The 19,773-nt window shown below is 62.8% G+C and carries 18 protein-coding genes; 12 read left to right on the top strand and 6 right to left on the bottom strand.

The genetic code is table 11. The features are described 5' to 3' along the window. Positions 1-37 precede the first annotated feature (37 nt). From PFZ56_RS14410 to PFZ56_RS14400, 3 genes are all read right to left on the bottom strand, one after another. Entirely contained in the window at positions 38-1,696 is a 1,659-nt protein-coding gene (locus PFZ56_RS14410; RefSeq protein ID WP_102878885.1) for a cation acetate symporter, read from the bottom strand. Beyond that, positions 1,693-2,004, bottom strand: a complete 312-nt coding sequence (locus tag PFZ56_RS14405; RefSeq protein ID WP_102863973.1) for a DUF485 domain-containing protein — start codon at positions 2,002-2,004, stop codon at positions 1,693-1,695. Before PFZ56_RS14405 ends, PFZ56_RS14410 begins: the two co-directional genes overlap by 4 nt. 190 nt (positions 2,005-2,194) lie before the next feature. Further along, the gene (locus PFZ56_RS14400) at positions 2,195-3,046 is read right to left on the bottom strand and encodes a glycine betaine ABC transporter substrate-binding protein (protein WP_102863974.1); all 852 of its coding nucleotides are present in this window, start codon (positions 3,044-3,046) and stop codon (positions 2,195-2,197) included. A gap of 330 nt (positions 3,047-3,376) precedes the next feature. Here PFZ56_RS14400 and PFZ56_RS14395 point away from each other — a divergent pair, with 330 nt between their 5' ends. Then, positions 3,377-4,930 (top strand): beta (1-6) glucans synthase, encoded by a 1,554-nt coding sequence (locus PFZ56_RS14395; protein WP_170001262.1) that lies wholly within the window; start codon positions 3,377-3,379, stop codon positions 4,928-4,930. A gap of 32 nt (positions 4,931-4,962) precedes the next feature. Here PFZ56_RS14395 and PFZ56_RS14390 read toward each other — a convergent pair whose 3' ends face one another. Next, positions 4,963-5,328 carry a hypothetical protein gene (locus PFZ56_RS14390; protein WP_102863975.1) on the bottom strand — a complete coding sequence of 122 codons (366 nt, stop codon included), beginning with the start codon at positions 5,326-5,328 and terminating at the stop codon, positions 4,963-4,965. Positions 5,329-5,562: 234 nt separating this feature from the next. On the opposite strand from PFZ56_RS14390, the gene PFZ56_RS14385 reads away from it, so the two are divergent. Continuing rightward, positions 5,563-6,861, top strand: a complete 1,299-nt coding sequence (locus tag PFZ56_RS14385; RefSeq protein WP_102863976.1) for a serine/threonine protein kinase — start codon at positions 5,563-5,565, stop codon at positions 6,859-6,861. Continuing rightward, positions 6,854-7,642 carry a VacJ family lipoprotein gene (locus PFZ56_RS14380; RefSeq protein ID WP_102878883.1) on the top strand — a complete coding sequence of 263 codons (789 nt, stop codon included), beginning with the start codon at positions 6,854-6,856 and terminating at the stop codon, positions 7,640-7,642. The genes PFZ56_RS14385 and PFZ56_RS14380 overlap by 8 nt, the downstream gene beginning before the upstream one ends. Positions 7,643-7,693: 51 nt before the next feature. Here the strand turns inward: PFZ56_RS14380 and PFZ56_RS14375 are convergent, their stop codons facing one another. Next, the gene (locus tag PFZ56_RS14375) at positions 7,694-8,617 is read right to left on the bottom strand and encodes a DUF808 domain-containing protein (protein WP_170001263.1); all 924 of its coding nucleotides are present in this window, start codon (positions 8,615-8,617) and stop codon (positions 7,694-7,696) included. A gap of 168 nt (positions 8,618-8,785) precedes the next feature. Here PFZ56_RS14375 and PFZ56_RS14370 point away from each other — a divergent pair, with 168 nt between their 5' ends. After that, positions 8,786-9,394: a TetR/AcrR family transcriptional regulator gene (locus tag PFZ56_RS14370; protein WP_102863979.1), complete on the top strand. Its 609-nt coding sequence runs from the start codon at positions 8,786-8,788 to the stop codon at positions 9,392-9,394. Positions 9,395-9,545: 151 nt separating this feature from the next. On the opposite strand, the gene PFZ56_RS14365 is transcribed toward PFZ56_RS14370, so the two are convergent. Next, on the bottom strand, positions 9,546-9,986 hold the full coding sequence (locus PFZ56_RS14365; RefSeq protein ID WP_102863980.1) for a heme-binding protein: 441 nt from the start codon (positions 9,984-9,986) through the stop codon (positions 9,546-9,548). Between the two features lie 268 nt (positions 9,987-10,254). Between PFZ56_RS14365 and gcl the strand changes: the two genes are divergently transcribed. The 8 genes from gcl to PFZ56_RS14325 all read left to right on the top strand — a co-directional run bounded on the left by gcl (position 10,255) and on the right by PFZ56_RS14325 (position 19,764). Then, the gene (gene gcl / locus PFZ56_RS14360; protein ID WP_102863981.1) at positions 10,255-12,030 is read left to right on the top strand and encodes a glyoxylate carboligase; all 1,776 of its coding nucleotides are present in this window, start codon (positions 10,255-10,257) and stop codon (positions 12,028-12,030) included. 147 nt (positions 12,031-12,177) lie between these two features. After that, entirely contained in the window at positions 12,178-12,960 is a 783-nt protein-coding gene (gene hyi, locus PFZ56_RS14355; RefSeq protein WP_102878881.1) for a hydroxypyruvate isomerase, read from the top strand. A 112-nt stretch (positions 12,961-13,072) separates the two neighbouring features. Beyond that, entirely contained in the window at positions 13,073-13,966 is an 894-nt protein-coding gene (locus PFZ56_RS14350) for a 2-hydroxy-3-oxopropionate reductase (RefSeq protein WP_102878880.1), read from the top strand. A gap of 153 nt (positions 13,967-14,119) precedes the next feature. Further along, positions 14,120-15,400, top strand: coding sequence for a glycerate kinase (locus tag PFZ56_RS14345; protein ID WP_170001264.1), 1,281 nt, complete (start codon positions 14,120-14,122; stop codon positions 15,398-15,400). Further along, on the top strand, positions 15,390-16,805 hold the full coding sequence (gene pyk, locus PFZ56_RS14340) for a pyruvate kinase (RefSeq protein ID WP_102878878.1): 1,416 nt from the start codon (positions 15,390-15,392) through the stop codon (positions 16,803-16,805). The genes PFZ56_RS14345 and pyk overlap by 11 nt, the downstream gene beginning before the upstream one ends. Positions 16,806-16,905: 100 nt before the next feature. Beyond that, entirely contained in the window at positions 16,906-17,826 is a 921-nt protein-coding gene (locus tag PFZ56_RS14335) for an urea transporter (protein ID WP_170001265.1), read from the top strand. A gap of 21 nt (positions 17,827-17,847) precedes the next feature. Beyond that, the gene (locus tag PFZ56_RS14330) at positions 17,848-18,672 is read left to right on the top strand and encodes an ion transporter (protein ID WP_102878876.1); all 825 of its coding nucleotides are present in this window, start codon (positions 17,848-17,850) and stop codon (positions 18,670-18,672) included. A gap of 90 nt (positions 18,673-18,762) precedes the next feature. Next, positions 18,763-19,764, top strand: coding sequence for a sulfate ABC transporter substrate-binding protein (locus tag PFZ56_RS14325; RefSeq protein ID WP_058433729.1), 1,002 nt, complete (start codon positions 18,763-18,765; stop codon positions 19,762-19,764). Positions 19,765-19,773 lie beyond the last annotated feature (9 nt).

The following is a 19,773-nucleotide window of genomic DNA, read 5'->3' as shown; positions in this document are numbered from 1 at the left end:
CACAGCTTCTATATAGAAGCCGATACACAGGCCGAGCTTAGTGCGACACCGCCCCACTGGCGCCCAGGCCGGTCTGCGAACGCACGAACTGCGGGAAGAACAAGGCCCGCTCATTGGCCGCCGAAGCCGACTTGTCAGTGATGGAGAAGAACCAGATACCGACAAAGGCAATGATCATCGAGAACAGCGCCGGGTACTCGTACGGGAAGATTGCCTTCTCGTGGTGCAGGATCTGCACCCAGATGGTCGGACCGAGAACCATCAATGCCACCGCACTGACCAGACCTAACCAGCCGCCAATCATGGCGCCACGCGTGGTGAGCTTCTTCCAGTACATGGAAAGCAGCAGCACCGGGAAGTTGCAACTGGCAGCGATGGAGAACGCCAGGCCCACCATGAACGCAATGTTCTGACTCTCGAAGAGAATGCCCAGACCGATGGCCAGCACCCCCAAGGCCACGGTAGTGATCTTGGAAACGCGAATCTCATCCTTCTCGTTGGCCTTGCCCTTCTTGACCACACTGGCATACAGGTCGTGGGACACCGCCGAAGCACCTGCCAGGGTCAGGCCCGCTACTACCGCCAGAATGGTGGCGAAAGCCACCGCCGAGATGAAGCCGAGGAACACGCTGCCGCCCACCGCATTGGCCAGGTGCACCGCCGCCATGTTGTTGCCACCCAGCAAGGCGCCTGCGGCATCCTTGAAGGCCGGATTGGTGCTCACCAGCAGGATCGCGCCAAAGCCGATGATGAAGGTCAGGATGTAGAAGTAACCGATGAAGCCAGTGGCGTAGAGCACGCTCTTACGGGCTTCCTTGGCATCGCTCACGGTGAAGAAGCGCATCAGGATATGCGGCAGGCCGGCTGTACCGAACATCAGCGCAAGCCCCAGGGAGAATGCCGAGATCGGGTCCTTCACCAGACCGCCAGGGCTCATGATCGCCTCACCTTTGGGGTGAACCTTGATCGCCTCGGAGAACAGGGTGTTGAAATCGAAGTTGACGTGCTTCATCACCATCAGCGCCATGAAGGACGCACCGGACAGCAGCAGCACTGCCTTGATGATCTGTACCCAAGTGGTGGCCAGCATGCCGCCGAACAGCACATACAGGCACATCAGGATCCCCACCAGGATCACCGCCACATGGTAGTCGAGGCCGAACAGCAGCTGGATCAGCTTGCCGGCACCCACCATCTGCGCGATCAGGTAGAACGCCACCACCACCAGCGAACCACAGGCCGACAGAGTGCGGATCTGAGTCTGCCCGAGGCGATAGGACGCCACGTCGGCAAAGGTGTACTTGCCCAGGTTGCGCAGGCGCTCGGCGATCAGGAACAGAATGATCGGCCAGCCCACCAGGAAGCCGATGGAGTAGATCAGGCCGTCATAGCCGGAAGTGAACACCAGCGCGGAAATCCCCAGGAAGGACGCCGCCGACATGTAGTCACCAGCAATCGCCAGGCCATTCTGGAAGCCGGTGATCTTGCCACCCGCGGCGTAATAGTCGGCAGCCGACTTGTTGCGCTTGGAGGCCCAGTAAGTGATGCACAGGGTGGCCCCGACGAAGACCACGAACATCACGATCGCCGAGACGTTGAGGGGTTGCTTGTGGACTTCGCCAGTCAAAGCGTCTGCGGCCCACAGGGCAGGAGCGAAAGCGGCAAGACCGAGTGCTGCGAATAGACGTCGGATCATTGCTGAGCCTCCTTCAGGATCGCATTGTTCAGGTCATCGAACTCGCCGTTGGCGCGTCGCACATAGATACCGGTCAGGATGAAGGCCGAGACAATCAAGCCGACACCAATGGGAATGCCCCAGGTGATGGATGAAGTTGGACTGAGTTTGGCGCCCAGGATCTGCGGACCGTAAGCGATCAACAGAATGAAGCCCGAGTAAAGCCCAAGCATGATCGCCGAGAGAATCCAGGCGAACCGCTCTCGCTTACTGACCAGCTCCTTGAAACGCGGGCTGTTTTGAATCGAGAGGTAAATGCTGTCGTTCATTGTTTTTATCCTCGCAGCACAGATTTTAGGTAGAACCTAATCCACTCTATGCGGCTGTGAGGCAGGTTCCAGACGACCTTAGTATTAGAACGACATTAGCCACCTCGCCAACTTCCCCCCCAAAAAAACACAAGGCCGGCCGCTGATTTCAGCGGCCGGCCTCACAACCCTCGTTCTAGACGCCTGACGGCTATTTAGCAGTCCACTCGGCAACCCGCTCCGGGTGCTTGCTCACCCAGTCCTTGGCTGCCACATCCGGTTTTGCGCCATCTTGAATGGCCAGCATGACCTCGCCGATTTCATCCTTAGACGCCCACTGGAACTTCTTCAGGAACGCTGCCACCTCTGGCGCCTTCTTCTCCAGGCCCTTGCTGCCGATGCTGTTGACGGTTTCAGCGGCGCCATACACCCCTTTCGGATCTTCGAGGAAGCGCAGTTTCCACTTGGCGAACATCCAGTGCGGTACCCAGCCGGTCACGGCGATGGATTCCTGCTTATCCTCGGCCCGGGTCAATTCGGCGATCATCGCCGCACCGGAACTGGCCTGCAGCTTGTAGTCCAGGCCGTAGTCCTTGATCGCCTGGTCGGTCTTGAGCATCACCCCTGAACCGGCGTCGATGCCGACAATCTTGTTCTTGAAGCTGGTATCGGTCTTGAGGTCCTCAATGGTCTTGGCCTTGACGTACTCCGGCACGATCAGACCGATCTTGGCGTCCTTGAAGTTGGGACCGTAGTCGACAACCTTGTCCTTGTTCTTGGTCCAGTATTCGCCGTGAGTCACCGGCAACCAGGCCGAGAGCATGGCGTCGAGCTTGCCGGTGGCCACGCCCTGCCACATGATCCCGGTCGCCACCGCTTGCAGTTTGACGTCGTAACCGAGCTTCTGCTTGATCACCTCCGCCGCCACATAGGTAGTCGCCACGCTGTCGGACCAGCCGTCGACGTAGCCGATGCTCAGGGTTTTGCTGTCGGCACTGGCCAGAGTGGAGCTGATGGCAAGTACCAGTGCGGCACCTGCGCCTAAGAGTCGTCGCATCTTCATCGTTACTTCCCCGAAAAGTGCAGTGCCAGGCGGCTGCCGGGCACGTCAACGTATGGTTATGGTGCTCAGCGCCCCCATCACGCCTCACCGCGAACGCGTTCGATCATCAGCGGAGTACTGATGCTTCGATCATCAACCCGCCACCGCCCGCGACCTGCTCTGCCTGCGACCTCAAGGCAACCAGCAACGACATCAGATAGCCAGTAACCAGGTGCTGCGACCTCCCCGACTGAGGGCCCGCCCAAACTTTGCATGTCAAAATCATGCAGGCCACCAAGCTGTGGACAAATGCGGGTAAGATGCCCCGCTTTGTTCCACTACGGCCTGACCATGCCCGCCACAGCCCGCTTCCCCACCCTCGCTTATCTGTTTGCCTGCCTGCTCGGCCTGCTGGCCCTTGGTAGTTACTGGTACGGCCTTGGCCGGCCGGTGTCGCTGCCGGACGTCGCCAGCGCCAGCCACAAACTGCAATGCGCCTCCTATACGCCGTTCGACAAGGACCAATCGCCCTTCGACCAGCCGTTCAAACTGCGCCCCGAACGCATGGACGCCGACCTGGCATTGCTGGCCACCCGCTTCGAATGCATCCGCACCTATTCCATGACCGGCCTCGAAGCCCTGCCCGAGCTGGCGCGCAAGCACGGCCTGAAGCTGATGATCGGCGCGTGGGTCAATAGCAACCCAGTAGACACCGAGAAAGAAGTCGACCTGCTGATCGCCTCGGCCAATGCCAACCCGGATGTCGTCAGCGCGGTGATCGTCGGCAACGAGTCGCTGCTGCGCAAGGAAGTCACCGGGCCGCAACTGGCGCGGCTGATCCTCAAGGTCAAGGCCGGGGTCAAGCAGCCGGTCACCTATGCCGATGTCTGGGAATTCTGGCTCAAGCACCCGGAGATCGCGCCAGCGGTGGACTTCCTCACCATTCACCTGCTGCCGTACTGGGAAGACGCCCCCTCGAACATCGACGCGGCCCTGAACCACGTGGCCGAGGTACGCCAGGTATTCGGCAACCGCTTTGCCCCCAAGGACGTGATGATCGGTGAAACCGGCTGGCCCAGCGAAGGCCGCCAGCGAGAAACGGCACTGCCGAGCCGAGTCAACGAGGCCAAGTTCATTCGTGGCTTCGTTGCCCTGGCGGAACACAACGGCTGGCACTACAACCTGATCGAAGCCTTCGACCAGCCCTGGAAACGCGCCAGCGAGGGCGCAGTCGGCGGTTACTGGGGGCTGTTCGATGCCGATCGCCAGGACAAGGGCATCCTCGCAGGCCCGGTGTCCAACCTGCCTTACTGGCCACAATGGCTGGGGGCCGGCACGGTGATATTCCTCGGCACCCTGATCCTGGGTGGCCGGGTTCGCGGTCGACGCGCTGCGCTGCTCTTGCCGCTGCTGGGCGCGCTGGCGGCGTGCACCATCGGCACCTGGGGCGAACTGGCGCGGGTCACCAGCCGCTTCGCTGGCGAATGGTGCTGGGCCGGACTGCTGCTGGGCCTGAACCTGCTGATTCTGGCCCATGCCGCCCTGGCCTTGAGCCCTCGCGAAGGCTGGCGTCTGCGGGCCTTCAATGCCCTGGAAAAGCGTGCAGGCTGGTTGCTGGCAACGGCAGGATTCGCCGCCGCGGTGATGATGCTGGAGCTGGTGTTCGACCCGCGCTACCGCAGCTTCCCGAGCGCGGCCCTGCTGTTGCCGGCGCTGGTCTACCTGTGCCGCCCGGTGCGCGTGCCACGCCGCGAAATCGCCTTGCTGACCTTTATCCTGGGTGCCGGCATCGCTCCGCAGCTGTATCAGGAAGGCCTGGCCAACCAGCAGGCCTGGGGCTGGGCCCTGGTCAGCCTGCTGATGGTGGCCGCGCTGTGGCGCAGCCTGCGGGCCCGCATCGCCTGAACCACAGCCCTAGCCGCAGGTTTCGCTTGCGGCTAGGGCTTGGCGGCGCGCACCAGGCGCAAGGCCGCAATCACCACCGCAAACACCGCCAGCGTGGTGTTGTACAAGGCCAGGGCCGGAATGCCCGCCAGCAAGGCCAGCACCGCCAGCCACCAGCCGGCACGACCGGGCACGACAAACCCCAGCAGCGCTGCGCCCAAGGCACTCCAGCCCAGCACCTTGAAGTGGATCATCCAGCCCAGGCTGGAACGTAGCGAACACTCCCAGCGACCGGCCTCATCAACACAGACGCCCACCCACCGAGCATCCTCCATAAAGCCATAGCGCAGGCCATAACTGGCGGCCAGCCACAGCGGCAGGACAACGAGCAGCACAATCACGGGAAGGCGGCGGGACATGAAACACTCCGAACAATCAAAACGGCGCCCAGCATAATCGCCCACGGACGCTTGGCAAGCACGACGCACAGATAACTGTTCAGCAAATAGCGGCAAAGTGTATCGTCCGGCTACTATCACCCCCCAGCAGGCCTGTGGCCGGGGTTATTTGTGCCCACCCATGGCACTTCGGCAGCAGCGCGGTGGTCATAGCCTGCGAACCTCATTCGGTACCTTCCTTCTAGGGATACAGTCATGCTTCGTTCCTTGCGCCTCGCTGCCCTGTTCGGCGGCCTTATCCTGAGTGCGTCCGCACTGGCGGTGGATGTCGACCCGGCCAGCTATGGCTACCCGTTGACCAACCCCTTTGAAGCCACCATCGCCACCACCCCCCCGGAGCTGCGCCCGGAACTGCCCGCCAACGATGACATCCGTCAGTCCGACTACAGCCTGAACCTGCGGCCGGAGCGCGAGTTCATCCTCCCGGACAATTTCTGGGCGGTGAAGAAGCTCACCTACCGCATCGCCACCCAGGACCACGCCGCGCCACTGATCTTCCTGATCGCCGGCACCGGCGCGCGCTACGACAGCAGCCTCAACGAATACCTGAAGAAGCTCTACTACAAGGCCGGCTACCATGTGGTGCAACTATCCTCGCCCACCAGCTTCGACTTCATCACTGCCGCCTCGCGCTTCGCCACCCCCGGGGTGAGCCAGGAAGACGCCGAAGACATGTACCGGGTCATGCAGGCCGTACGGGCCCAGCACCCCAAGCTGCCGATCACCGAGTTCTACCTCACCGGCTACAGCCTCGGCGCCCTGGACGCGGCGTTCATCAGCAAACTGGATGAGACCCGACGCAGCTTCAACTTCAAGAAAGTGCTGCTGCTCAACCCGCCGGTCAACCTCTACACCTCGATCACCAACCTCGACAAACTGGTACAGACCGAGGTCAAGGGCATCAACAACAGCACCACTTTCTATGAACTGGTGCTGGGCAAGCTGACCCGCTACTTCCAGCAGAAGGGCTACATCGACCTCAACGACGCCCTGCTCTACGACTTCCAGCAGTCCAAGCAACACCTGACCAACGAACAGATGGCCATGCTGATCGGTACCTCCTTCCGCTTCTCGGCAGCGGACATCGCCTTCACCTCGGACCTGATCAACCGCCGCGGCCTGATCACCCCGCCCAAGTACCCGATCCGCGAAGGCACCAGCCTTACCCCGTTTCTCAAGCGTGCCCTGCAGTGCGACTTCGACTGTTACCTGACCGAACAGGTGATCCCGATGTGGCGCGCCCGCACCGACGGCGGCAGCCTGCTGCAACTGATCGACCAGGTAAGCCTCTACGCCCTGCAGGACTACCTCAAGGCCAGCCCGAAGATTGCCGTGATGCACAACGCCGATGACGTGATCCTCGGCCCCGGCGACCTGGGTTTCCTGCGCAAAACCTTTGGCGACCGCCTGACCGTCTACCCTCATGGCGGGCATTGCGGCAACCTCAACTACCGCGTCAACAGCGACGCCATGCTGGAGTTCTTCCGTGGCTAAACATCTCCTGCTTATCGCTGCGTTGCTCTGCGCAGGCTATGCCCAAGCCGACAACAGCAAGGCCCACGCCCCCACGGTTCAGGACCCCGACGGCTTCACCGAGCCGTTGAAGAAACTCAAGTTCAACCCGGGGCTGGACCAGCGCGAGTTCGAGCGTTCGACCCTCAATGCACTGAACATCTATGACCCGCTGGAGTCGTGGAACCGCCGGGTCTACCACTTCAACTACCGCTTCGATCAGTGGGTGTTCCTGCCGGTGGTGGACGGTTATCGCTATGTGACCCCGAGCTTCCTGCGCAGCGGGGTCAGCAACTTCTTCAATAACCTCGGCGACGTCCCGAACCTGATGAACAGCCTGTTGCAGTTCAAGGGCCATCGGTCGATGGAAACCACGGCGCGCCTGCTGCTCAACACCACCATCGGCGTTGCCGGCCTGTGGGACCCGGCCACCAAGATGGGCCTGCAACGCCATAGCGAAGACTTCGGCCAGACCCTCGGATTCTATGGCGTGCCCGGCGGCGCCTATCTGGTGTTGCCGATCCTCGGCCCGTCGAACCTGAGGGATACGGCCGGGCTGGCGGTGGACTACACCGCCGAATCGGCGATCAACTTCCTCAACGTCTCGGAAGTCAGCAGCAATCACCCCGAGATCTGGGCGCTGCGTGGTGTCGACAAGCGCTACCAGACCAGCTTTCGCTATGGCCAGCTGAACTCGCCGTTTGAATACGAGAAGGTACGCTACGTGTACACCGAATCGCGCAAACTGCAGATCGCCGAGTAACCTGCTGTACCGGTTGCCGACCGCAAGAGCGGCAACCGGCTGACTCGGATCTCAGCCGCGCAAGGCGCGCCAGCCTTTGCCCAGTAGCGTCACGGCCAGCAGTACCAGCCCACCGGCAATGATCCCGGCTACGGCATTGAGCAGGGTCGGCATGATCACCGACACCGGGCCCATGACTGCGGTACTACGCTCGGCCAGGCCCTCGATCAGATGGTGCACGGCAGGGACGCCGTGGGTGAGGATGCCGCCGCCCACCATGAACATCGCCGCCGTGCCGATCACCGACAGACTCTTCATCATCCACGGCGCCGCTCGCAGGATGGCACCACCGACGCGTTTGGCCAGAGCGCCCGGTTTCTGCGCCAGCCACAACCCCAGGTCATCAAGCTTGACGATGCCCCCCACCAGACCGTAGACGCCAACGGTCATGACAATCGCAATCCCCGAGAGCACCACCACCTGCTGGCTCAGGGAGGCGCCTGCCACCGTGCCCAGAGTAATAGCGATGATTTCCGCGGAAAGGATGAAGTCGGTACGAATCGCGCCCTTGATCTTGTCCTTCTCAAAGGCCACCAGATCCACCTGAGGGTCTGCCAGCGCCTGCAAGGTCTGCTCATGCTCGGCCGCATCGTCGCCGTGGGGCAGGTACTTGTGCGCCAGCTTCTCGAAGCCTTCGAAACACAGGTAGGCCCCGCCGATCATCAGCAACGGCGTCACCAGCCAGGGCGCCAGGGCACTGATGGCCAGCGCCGCCGGCACCAGGATCAATTTGTTGCGAAACGAGCCCTTGGCCACGGCCCAGACCACGGGAATTTCCCGCTCGGCGCGAACCCCGGAAACCTGCTGGGCATTGAGCGCCAGATCGTCGCCCAATACCCCGGCGGTCTTCTTCGCCGCCATCTTGGTCATCAAGGCTACGTCATCGAGAACTGCGGCGATGTCGTCGATCAAAACCAGCAAACTGCTTCCTGCCATGGGCCAGGCTTCCCTGCGTGAAATAAGGCGCGCAGCATACCGCGTCAAAGGCCGGACAAGCGAGATGTCAGAAGCAGGAAAACCGCGGCCAACGGGCATTCTTGAGCCCCTCGCGACCCCGGTGCTACCATGCGCAACCGCCCGAACAGGCAAGGAATCCCCCGGTTTATGAGCACCATCCGCGAGCGCAATAAAGAACTGATCCTGCGGGCCGCCAGTGAAGAGTTTGCCGACAAGGGCTTTGCAGCGACCAAGACCAGCGACATCGCCGCCAAGGCCGGGTTGCCCAAGCCCAACGTCTACTACTACTTCAAGTCCAAGGAAAACCTCTACCGCGAGGTGCTGGAAAGCATCATCGAACCGATCCTCCAGGCTTCCACTCCGTTCAACGCCGACGGCGTACCCAGTGAAGTGCTCAGCGGCTACATCCGCTCGAAGATCCGCATCTCCCGCGACCTGCCTTTTGCCTCCAAGGTGTTCGCCAGCGAAATCATGCACGGTGCGCCGCACCTGAGCCCGGACCAGGTGGAACAGCTCAACGCCCAGGCCAAGCACAACATCGAATGCATCCAGACCTGGATCGATCGCGGCCTGATCGCCCCGCTCGACCCCAACCACCTGATGTTCAGCATCTGGGCCGCGACCCAGACCTACGCCGACTTCGACTGGCAGATCTCGGTGGTCACCGGCAAGAGCAAACTTGACGAAGACGACTACGAAGCTGCCGCGCAGACCATCATCCGCCTGGTGCTCAAAGGCTGTGAACTGGATCGCTGATCGCGTTTCGGCCCCTTCCCGTGCATTTGTGTTGTTGCTGCAAACTGCGCACAGGGATATCTAGACACCAGGCAAGGTCCTGCGGACCTTTTCGCAGCCTCGCGGGCTCGGCAGCGGCTACAGGCCAGGGCCGGGCCCGCAAGGTTAAGGGCTAAGCGCTGACGCCGGCGTCCGCCGCCAGGCCCTGAGCCTCGATCGCGCTGATCGCGCATTGCTCATCGATGTCCGAGGTATCGCCACTGATGCCGATCGCTCCCAGCACCGCCCCCGCCTGATCCCGAATCAACACCCCGCCCGGCGCGGGCACCACGCTGCCCTGTCCCAGGCCATTCAACGCACCGATGAACGCCGGGCGCTGCTGCGCATCCAGCGCCAGCAGGCGCGAGCCCTTGCCCAGGGCTACCGCGCCCCAGGCCTTGCCGATGGCGATCTGCGGACGCAACAGGCTGGCGCCATCCTCCCGTTGCAGGGTCACCAGATGCCCGCCGGCATCCAGCACCGCAATGGTCAGCGGGGCCGCGTTGATCTTGCGCCCCGCATTGATGGCCTGATTGGCCAGGTTGACTGCGACTTTCAAGGTTAAAGCGCTCATGGGTGCCGTCCTTATCTTGTTATTGGGAAAGCCTGGTGGAAGCTTCTTGCAGGAGAAGTCCGATACAGCAAATAGAACACAATGAATTTATTTTTTGTATACAATAATTCGAGAAAGGTAGCTCATGCGACAAAAGGACGCCGGTTTATAGGGCCCCATCGAAAGCCGCTACCGTTCAAGAAAATGGATTGACCTGCGCCATCCGCCGTGAATACACTTTGCGCAAAACCACTTGTATACAATTACAAAACGCAAGAGGCACAAAACCATGAGCAAAATGAGAGCAATCGAAGCCGCCGTTCTGGTGATGCGCCGTGAAGGGGTCGATACCGCTTTTGGCATCCCGGGTGCCGCCATCAACCCGCTGTATTCCGCGCTGCAGAAGGTCGGAGGCATCGATCACGTCCTCGCTCGCCACGTCGAAGGCGCCTCGCACATGGCCGAGGGCTACACCCGCACCAAGGCCGGCAACATCGGCGTGTGCATCGGCACTTCCGGCCCGGCCGGCACCGACATGGTCACCGGCCTGTACAGCGCCTCGGCCGACTCGATCCCGATTCTCTGCATCACCGGCCAGGCGCCCCGGGCCCGCCTGCACAAGGAAGATTTCCAGGCCGTGGACATCACCAGCATCGTCAAGCCGGTGACCAAGTGGGCCACCACCGTGCTGGAACCGGGCCAGGTGCCCTACGCCTTCCAGAAAGCCTTCTATGAAATGCGCTCCGGCCGTCCTGGTCCGGTGTTGATCGACCTGCCGTTCGACGTGCAGATGGCGGAAATCGAATTCGACATCGACGCCTACCAGCCACTGCCCCTGGCCAAACCGGCGGCCACCCGGCTGCAGGCGGAAAAGGTTCTGGCCCTGCTGGACCAGGCCGAACGCCCGTTGCTGGTAGCCGGTGGCGGTGTGATCAACGCCGATGCCAGCGACCTGCTGGTGGAGTTCGCCGAACTGACCGGCATTCCAGTGATCCCGACCCTGATGGGCTGGGGCACCATCCCTGACGATCACCCACAGATGGTGGGCATGGTCGGCCTGCAGACCTCCCATCGCTACGGCAACGCCACCCTGCTCAAATCCGACACGGTGCTGGGCATCGGCAACCGCTGGGCCAACCGCCACACCGGCTCGGTGGACGTCTACACCGAAGGCCGCAAGTTCATTCACGTGGACATCGAGCCAACCCAGATAGGCCGGGTATTCACTCCGGACCTGGGCATCGTCTCCGACGCTGGCAGCGCCCTGACCGTACTGCTGGAAGTGGCTCGTGAATGGCAGACCGCCGGTAAGTTGAAAGATCGCAGCGCCTGGCTGCATGACTGCCAGCAGCGCAAGGCCAGCCTGCATCGCAAGACCCACTTCGACAACGTGCCGGTCAAGCCGCAACGGGTCTACGAAGAGATGAACCAGGTCTTCGGCAAGGACACCTGCTACGTCAGCACCATCGGCCTGTCGCAGATTGCCGGTGCGCAATTCCTCCACGTCTACAAGCCACGCCACTGGATCAACTGCGGTCAGGCCGGCCCATTGGGCTGGACCATCCCCGCCGCCCTCGGCGTGGTCAAGGCCGATCCGAACCGCCAGGTGGTGGCCCTGTCCGGCGACTACGACTTCCAGTTCATGATCGAAGAGCTGGCAGTAGGGGCACAGTTCAACCTGCCGTACATCCACGTGGTGGTGAACAACTCCTACCTGGGACTGATCCGCCAGGCCCAGCGCGGCTTCGAGATGGACTACTGCGTGCAGCTGTCCTTCGACAACCTCAACGCGCCGGAGCTCAACGGCTACGGCGTGGACCACGTCGCGGTCGCCGAAGGCCTGGGCTGCAAGGCCCTGCGGGTGTTCGAACCCAAGGACATCCAGCCGGCCCTGCGCCAGGCCCAGGAAATGCTCCAGACCTTCAAGGTACCGGTGGTCGTGGAGATCATCCTGGAGCGCGTGACCAACATTTCCATGGGCACCGAAATCAACGCGGTCAACGAGTTCGAAGACCTGGCGCTGGTGGGCAACGACGCCCCGACCGCCATTTCCCTGCTCGACTAAACCCTGTAGCCGCGCCCCCAGGCTGCCATCAGGTTCGCAGAACCTGGCCGGGATCTGCCCCGCACCCTCTTCAAGAGGCACTGCCGGGGCAGCTCGACTGCAGCCTTCGCCCGCTCTACAGGCTTCACCGATTCACAGGAGACCACCATGCCGCGTTTTGCCGCCAACCTGTCCATGCTGTTCACCGAACAGGACTTCCTCGCTCGCTTCAAGGCCGCCGCCGATGCCGGTTTCAGCGGCGTCGAATACCTGTTCCCCTACGAATTCAGCTCCGCCGAGATCAAGGCGCAACTCGATGCCCACGGCCTGACCCAGGTGCTGTTCAACCTGCCCGCCGGCGACTGGGGCAAGGGTGAGCGCGGAATCGCCTGCCTGCCCGACCGGGTCGAGGAATTCCGTGCCGGCGTCGACCTGGCCATCGCCTACGCCCAGGTCCTGGGCAACACCCAGGTCAACTGCCTGGCCGGCATCCGTCCCCAGGGGGCTGATGCCGCGTTGCTGGAAAAGACCTTCGTCGCCAACCTCAAGTACGCCGCCGACAAACTGCAGGCGGTCGGCATCAAGCTGGTGATGGAAGCCATCAACACCCGCGACATTCCCGGCTTCTACCTCAACAACACCGCCCAGGCGCTGTCGATCCGCGAACAAGTAGGCAGTGCCAACCTGTTCCTGCAGTACGACATCTATCACATGCAAATCATGGAAGGTGACCTGGCGCGGACCATGGCCAACCACCTCAACCAGATCAACCACATCCAGCTGGCAGACAACCCAGGACGCAACGAACCCGGCACCGGCGAGATCAACTATCGCTTCCTCTTCGAGCACCTGGACAGCATCGGCTACCAGGGCTGGGTCGGCTGCGAGTACAAACCGCTGACCACCACCGAAGCGGGCCTCGGCTGGCTGAAAACCCACAACGCAATCTGAAACCGCCCCCCCTGTAGGAGCCGGCTTGCCGGCGAACAGGCCCGCAAGCCGTGCTGCGCCTTCGCTGGCCAGCCAGCTCCTACAAGGTCCCGTTGAATAGAGGATTTTTATCATGGCTAAAATCGGATTTATCGGCACCGGCATCATGGGTCATCCCATGGCGGCAAACCTGCAGAAAGCCGGTCACTCCCTGCTGCTCTCGGAACACCACGGCAAGGCCCCGGCCGACCTGATCGCCGCCGGCGCGGTGGCCCTGGCCTCGCCCAAAGAAGTGGCCCAGGAAGCCGAGTTCGTCATCATCATGGTGCCCGATACCCCTCAGGTCGAAGACGTGCTGCTGCGTGCCGACGGCGTTGCCGCCGGGATCGGCAAGGGCAAGATCGTCATCGACATGAGTTCCATCTCCCCCACCGCGACCAAGGCCTTCGCCGCCAAGATCAACGAGAAAGGCGCGCAGTACCTGGACGCACCGGTGTCCGGCGGTGAAGTCGGGGCCAAGGCCGCGACCCTGAGCATCATGGTCGGTGGCGACAGCCAGGCCTTTGAGCGCGCCTTGCCGCTGTTCCAGAGCATGGGCAAGAACATCACCCTGGTGGGGGGCAACGGTGACGGTCAGACCGCCAAGGTGGCCAACCAGATCATCGTCGCCCTGAACATCCAGGCCGTGGCCGAAGCCCTGCTGTTCGCCTCGAAGAACGGTGCCGATCCGGCCAAGGTGCGTGAAGCGCTGATGGGCGGTTTTGCCTCCTCGAAGATCCTCGAAGTGCACGGTGAACGCATGATCAAGGGCACCTTCGATCCAGGCTTCCGCATCAACCTGCACCAGAAGGACCTGAACCTGGCCCTCAGTGGCGCCCGCGAGCTGGGGATCAACCTGCCCAACACCGCCAATACCCAGCAAGTGTTCAGCACCTGCACCGCTATTGGTGGCGGCAACTGGGACCACTCGGCCCTGATCAAGGGCCTGGAACACATGGCCAACTTCTCGATCCGCGATAAGAAATAAGCAGCGTCCGTAGCCGCTACCCCAAGCAGCGCCAAGGTTTGCAGGAAACGCCTCACGGCGGGCCAGGGACAGGCCCTGCTGACCTTGTCGCCGCCTGAGGTGGCGGCTACACCCGTTTCAAGCCCCCCATAACAAGAAATCCGGGAGCCCGCCATGTCGGTCGATCCGCAACAATTCCTCCGAGAGCTGTTCGCCACAGCCATCGACGCCGCCCATCCGCAACAGGTTCTCGAAGCCCATCTCCCCAGCGACCGCAGCGGCCGCGTCATCGTCATCGGTGCCGGCAAGGCAGCGGCGGCCATGGCCCAAGTCGTGGAACGCAGCTGGCAGGGCGACGTCTCCGGGCTGGTGGTTACCCGCTACGGCCACGGCGCCCCGTGCACCAAGATCGAAGTGGTCGAGGCCGCTCACCCGGTGCCCGACGCGGCCGGCCTGGCCGTGGCCAAGCGGGTACTGGAGCTGGTCAGCAACCTGTCAGAACAGGATCGGGTGATTTTCCTGCTGTCCGGCGGCGGTTCGGCGCTGCTGGCCCTGCCCGCCACGGGCATCACCCTGGCCGACAAGCAGGCCATCAACAAGGCCCTGCTGAAATCCGGCGCCACCATCAGCGAGATGAACTGCGTGCGCAAGCACCTCTCGGCGATCAAGGGCGGACGCCTGGCCAAGGCCTGCTGGCCGGCCACGGTCTACACCTATGCCATTTCCGACGTCCCCGGCGACCTGGCCACGGTCATCGCTTCCGGCCCCACAGTGGCCGATCCGAGTACCTCGGCCGAAGCCCTGGCGATTCTCAAGCGCTATGCCATTGAAGTACCCGCAGCAGTACGCAACTGGTTGCAGAACCCCGACTCGGAAACCGTCAAGCCCGGCGACCCGTGCCTGGAACGCAGCCACTTCCAGTTGATCGCCCGCCCCCAGCAATCCCTGGAAGCCGCCGCGGTCAAAGCCCGCCAGGCCGGCTACAGCCCGCTGATCCTCGGCGACCTGGAAGGCGAATCCCGGGAGGTGGCCAAGGTTCACGCCGGCATCGCCCGCCAAGTAGCCTTGCACGGCCAGCCCCTGGCTGCGCCCTGCGTGATCCTTTCCGGTGGTGAAACCACGGTTACCGTGCGCGGCAAAGGTCGCGGCGGCCGCAACGCCGAGTTCCTCCTGAGCCTCACCGACAGCCTCAAGGGGCATCCCGGGATCTACGCCCTGGCCGGCGATACCGACGGCATCGACGGCTCCGAAGACAATGCCGGGGCGATCATGACCCCGGACAGCTACGCTCGGGCTGCGGCCCTGGGCCTGAGCGCCAGCGACGAGCTGGACAACAACAATGGCTATGGCTACTTCGCAGCCCTGGGCGACCTGATCGTCACCGAGCCGACCCGTACCAACGTCAACGACTTCCGCGCCATCCTGATCCTCGAGAACTCCAAAAATGACGCCTGACAAGAAAGTCAAAATCCTCGCCACCCTGGGGCCGGCCACCGACAGCATCGAGGACATCCGCGAACTGGTGCAGGCCGGCGTAAACATCTTCCGACTCAACTTCAGCCACGGCAGCCATGCCGACCATGCTCAGCGATATGAGTGGATTCGCCAGATCGAACGCGAGCTGAACTACCCCCTGGGCATCCTCATGGACCTGCAAGGACCGAAACTGCGGGTTGGCACCTTCGCCGAGGGCAAGGCGCAGTTGGTACGCGGCCAGGCCCTGCGCCTGGACCTGGACCCGACGCCGGGGACCGCCCAGCGGGTCAACCTGCCGCACCCGGAAATCATCGCGGCCCTGGAGCCCGGAATGGACCTGCTGCTGGACGACGGCAAGCTGCGCCTGCGGGTCATCGCCAAGCACGCGGACGCCATCGAGACCACCGTGCTCAATGGCGGCGAACTGTCGGACCGCAAGGGCGTCAATGTGCCCCAGGCAGTGCTCGACCTCAGCCCGCTGACCGCCAAGGACCGCCGCGACCTGAGCTTCGGCCTGGAATTGGGCGTGGATTGGGTGGCGCTGTCCTTCGTGCAACGTCCGGAAGACATCCGTGAAGCCCGTACCCTGATTGGCGACAAGGCCTACCTGATGGCCAAGATCGAAAAGCCTTCTGCGGTGGCCCAACTGCGGGAAATCGCCGAACTGAGCGACGCGATCATGGTGGCCAGAGGTGACCTGGGGGTGGAAGTCCCGGCGGAAAGCGTGCCGCAGATCCAGAAGAACATCATCAGCACCTGCCGTCAGCTGGGCAAACCCGTGGTGGTCGCCACACAGATGCTGGAGTCCATGCGTTTCTCCCCGGCGCCCACCCGAGCCGAGGTGACCGACGTCGCCAATGCCGTGGCCGAAGGCAGCGATGCGGTGATGCTCTCGGCGGAAACCGCCTCCGGGGAATACCCGCTGGAAGCGGTGCAGATGATGAGCAAGATCATTCGCCAGGTGGAAACCGGCCCCGACTACCAGACTCAACTGGACGTCAGCCGCCCCCAGGCCGAAGCCACGGTATCCGACGCCATCAGCTGCGCGATCCGCCGGGTGTGCAGCATCCTGCCCGTGGCGGTGCTGGTGAACTACAGCGAGTCCGGCAGTTCCACCCTGCGTGCCGCCCGGGAACGTCCTTCGGTACCTATCCTCAACCTGACGCCGAACCTGCAGACAGCGCGCCGCTTGAGCCTGGCCTGGGGTGTGCACTCGGTGGTCAATGACCGCTTGCGCCAGGTGGACGAGGTCTGTGCCACGGCCCTGGAAATCGCCCAGGCCCAGGGTCTGGCCAAACGCGGGGATACCGTGGTGATCACCACCGGCGTGCCGTTCGGCCAGCCGGGAACCACCAACTCCCTGCGCGTCGAAACCCTTCTCTGACCCGCCGCAGCGCCCGCGACCTGCAGCGAGCCTCCCAAAGAGGATGCCGCTGGGGTCGAACGCTGCGGTACGACAACCACCGCATTCGCCGACTCTCGTCATGCCTGCACAGTCTTTCAATGCCTTCTGCCCCGACTGGGCCACTGCCTTGCTCAACGGTTTCAGTCAGATTTTCCTCCAGCGCCACCCGCTGTGCGGCCTGCTGTGCCTGCTGGCGATCCTGATCAGCGCCCCGGCCCTGCTCGGGGGCGCCCTGCTGGGTGCCCTGGCCGGCCTGCTCACCGCCCAGCAACGGGGCTATGCCAAGGCAGACCGGCAAGCCGGACTCTTCAGCTATAACGGCGTGCTCCTGGGCCTGCTGCTGAGCCTGTACCTGCCCTGGTCGGTGCTGCTGCCGCCGCTGATCATCGCCGCCGCCGGCCTCAGCGCGATCATCACCCAGCAATGGCTGAAACGGGCCCGCAGCCCCGCCAGCCTGCCGGCCTACACCGCGCCCTTCGTGGGCCTGGGCTGGCTGTTGCTGAGCCTGATGGAACCCATGCAATCCATGCCCCAGGCGGCGCCCGGCCTGTCCCTGTGGAGCCTGCTGAGCGGAGTGTTCCAGGGCCTGGGCCAGATCATGTTCCTCGGTCAGCCTCTGGCCGGATTGTTGATTCTCCTCGGCCTGCTGCTGGCCAACCGCCGCGCAGCGACCTGGGCCCTGATCGGTTCCGCCAGCGGCCTGGCCTTGACACTGCTGCTGCATGAGCCCGGCCGTGCCCTGCTGGGCCTGGGCGGCTATAACTGCGCACTGGTGGCCCTGGCCCTGGGCCAAGGAGCCCGACGTCCGTGGCGGCCACTGGCAGGAATGTGCCTGGCGCTGCTGATCACCCCAGGCATTGTCGCCCTGGGGCTAGCGCCCCTCACCGCCCCCTTCGTCCTGGCCTGCTGGCTGATGCATGTCGCCACCCGGGTCCTGGGGCCTGCGCCTGGGGACCACGCACCTTGCGCTCCCCCGGCAACTCCCCCTAGGCTTCGCTGATCTTTGATTCAGGCGATTCCCATGGTTAACCGCGACAACTGGCGCCAGCGCCTCTACGTGATGATCTTCCAGACCGATACGGTGGCCGGAAGACGCTTCGATACGACCCTGCTGCTGATCATCCTCGCCAGCCTGGTGATCGTGATTCTCGACAGCATCGACGAGGTGCACAGCAACTACGCCGACGTCCTGGCGTACATCGAATGGGGCTTCACCCTGATCTTCCTCATCGAGTACGGACTGCGCCTGTATTGCTCCCCCAAACCCCTGCGCTATGCCTTCAGCTTCTATGGCCTGGTGGACCTGCTGGCGATCGTCCCCGGCATCCTCGCCCTGTACTACAGCGACGCCCAGTACCTGTTGATCATTCGGATCATCCGCATGCTGCGGATCTTCCGCGTGCTCAAGCTGTCGCCCTACCTGAAACAGGCCCATTACCTGCTCGATGCCCTGCGCGGCAGCAAGCAGAAGATCCTGGTGTTCCTGCTCAGCGTCTGCACCCTGGTCACGGTGTTCGGCACCCTGATGTACGTGGTGGAAGGCCCGGAACATGGCTTTACCAGTATCCCCAAGGGCATCTACTGGGCCATCGTCACCCTGACCACCGTGGGCTATGGCGATATCGTGCCCAAGACCGTAATCGGCCAGATTATTTCGTCGATGGTGATGATCACCGGTTACTCGATCATTGCCGTGCCTACCGGGATCTTCACCGCGGAGCTGGCCAGCGCCATGCGCGGCGAACAGCTCAAGCACGACTGCCCGGTGTGCCGCAAGAACAGTCACGAACCGGCCGCGGCCTTCTGCTCTCGCTGTGGCAACGCGCTGTTCAAGAAAATGGAATAAGCAAAGTACTTTTTAATCTTTAAAGAGATATAGCGCCCCGGCTATAGTCGGCGGCAAATTGCCTTCACTCTCGAACAAAAGGAATGCGCAGTGAAAAAACTCTTCAGCGCCTCGCTTCTGGCCGCCGGCCTGGCCCTGGGCAGCGTCGCCCAGGCCGCACCGACCCTGCTCAACGTGTCCTACGACGTGATGCGCGACTTCTACAAGGACTACAACACCGCCTTCCAGAAACACTGGAAAGCCGAGCACAACGAAAACATCACCCTGCAGATGTCTTTCGGCGGCTCCAGCAAGCAGGCGCGCTCGGTGATCGACGGCCTGCCGGCGGATGTCATCACCATGAACATGGCCACCGACATCAACGCCCTGGCGGACAACGGCAAACTGGTGCCGGACAACTGGGTAACGCGCCTGCCGAACAACAGTGCGCCCTTCACTTCGGCCACCGTGTTCATCGTCCGCAAGGGTAACCCCAAGGCCCTGAAAGACTGGCCAGACCTGCTCAAGGATGGCGTGCAAGTGATAGTGCCCAACCCCAAGACCTCGGGTAACGGCCGCTACACCTACCTCTCGGCCTGGGGCTACGTGCTGAAGAACGGCGGCGACGAGAACAAGGCCAAGGACTTCGTCGGCAAACTCTTCAAGCAGGCCCCGGTACTGGACACCGGTGGCCGCGCCGCCACCACCACCTTCATGACCAACCAGATCGGCGACGTGCTGGTGACCTTCGAGAACGAAGCGGAAATGATCGCCCGCGAATTCGGCCGCGATCAGTTCGAAGTGATCTACCCAAGCGTCTCCGCTGAAGCCGAGCCGCCGGTGTCGGTGGTGGACAAGGTGGTGGAGAAGAAAGGCACCCGCGCTGCGGCCGAGGAATACCTGAAGTACCTGTGGTCGCCGGAAGGCCAGGAAATCGCCGCCAACAACTACCTGCGCCCACGGGACCCGAAAGTCCTGGCCAAGTACACCGACCGTTTCCCGAAAGTCGACTTCCTGTCGGTGGAGAAGACCTTCGGCGACTGGCGCAGCGTGCAGAAGACCCACTTCAACGACGGCGGGGTCTTCGATCAGATCTATACCAACGCCAAGTGACGCTGGTAG

Source organism: Pseudomonas danubii (assembly GCF_042980055.1).
Lineage (GTDB): Bacteria > Pseudomonadota > Gammaproteobacteria > Pseudomonadales > Pseudomonadaceae > Aquipseudomonas > Aquipseudomonas danubii.
This window is presented reverse-complemented; position numbering and strand designations above follow the sequence as displayed.

Excerpts from the sequence above, each read along its gene's own strand:
- gcl (WP_102863981.1), top strand. The coding sequence starts at position 10,255 with ATGAGCAAAATGAGAGCAATCGAAGCCGCCGTTCTGGTGATGCGCCGT.
- pyk (WP_102878878.1), top strand. The coding sequence starts at position 15,390 with ATGACGCCTGACAAGAAAGTCAAAATCCTCGCCACCCTGGGGCCGGCC.
- PFZ56_RS14410 (WP_102878885.1), bottom strand. The coding sequence starts at position 1,696 with ATGATCCGACGTCTATTCGCAGCACTCGGTCTTGCCGCTTTCGCTCCT.
- PFZ56_RS14350 (WP_102878880.1), top strand. The coding sequence starts at position 13,073 with ATGGCTAAAATCGGATTTATCGGCACCGGCATCATGGGTCATCCCATG.
- PFZ56_RS14375 (WP_170001263.1), bottom strand. The coding sequence starts at position 8,617 with ATGGCAGGAAGCAGTTTGCTGGTTTTGATCGACGACATCGCCGCAGTT.
- PFZ56_RS14405 (WP_102863973.1), bottom strand. The coding sequence starts at position 2,004 with ATGAACGACAGCATTTACCTCTCGATTCAAAACAGCCCGCGTTTCAAG.
- hyi (WP_102878881.1), top strand. The coding sequence starts at position 12,178 with ATGCCGCGTTTTGCCGCCAACCTGTCCATGCTGTTCACCGAACAGGAC.
- PFZ56_RS14345 (WP_170001264.1), top strand. The coding sequence starts at position 14,120 with ATGTCGGTCGATCCGCAACAATTCCTCCGAGAGCTGTTCGCCACAGCC.
- PFZ56_RS14395 (WP_170001262.1), top strand. The coding sequence starts at position 3,377 with ATGCCCGCCACAGCCCGCTTCCCCACCCTCGCTTATCTGTTTGCCTGC.
- PFZ56_RS14385 (WP_102863976.1), top strand. The coding sequence starts at position 5,563 with ATGCTTCGTTCCTTGCGCCTCGCTGCCCTGTTCGGCGGCCTTATCCTG.
- PFZ56_RS14390 (WP_102863975.1), bottom strand. The coding sequence starts at position 5,328 with ATGTCCCGCCGCCTTCCCGTGATTGTGCTGCTCGTTGTCCTGCCGCTG.
- PFZ56_RS14400 (WP_102863974.1), bottom strand. The coding sequence starts at position 3,046 with ATGAAGATGCGACGACTCTTAGGCGCAGGTGCCGCACTGGTACTTGCC.
- PFZ56_RS14370 (WP_102863979.1), top strand. The coding sequence starts at position 8,786 with ATGAGCACCATCCGCGAGCGCAATAAAGAACTGATCCTGCGGGCCGCC.
- PFZ56_RS14365 (WP_102863980.1), bottom strand. The coding sequence starts at position 9,986 with ATGAGCGCTTTAACCTTGAAAGTCGCAGTCAACCTGGCCAATCAGGCC.
- PFZ56_RS14335 (WP_170001265.1), top strand. The coding sequence starts at position 16,906 with ATGCCTGCACAGTCTTTCAATGCCTTCTGCCCCGACTGGGCCACTGCC.
- PFZ56_RS14330 (WP_102878876.1), top strand. The coding sequence starts at position 17,848 with ATGGTTAACCGCGACAACTGGCGCCAGCGCCTCTACGTGATGATCTTC.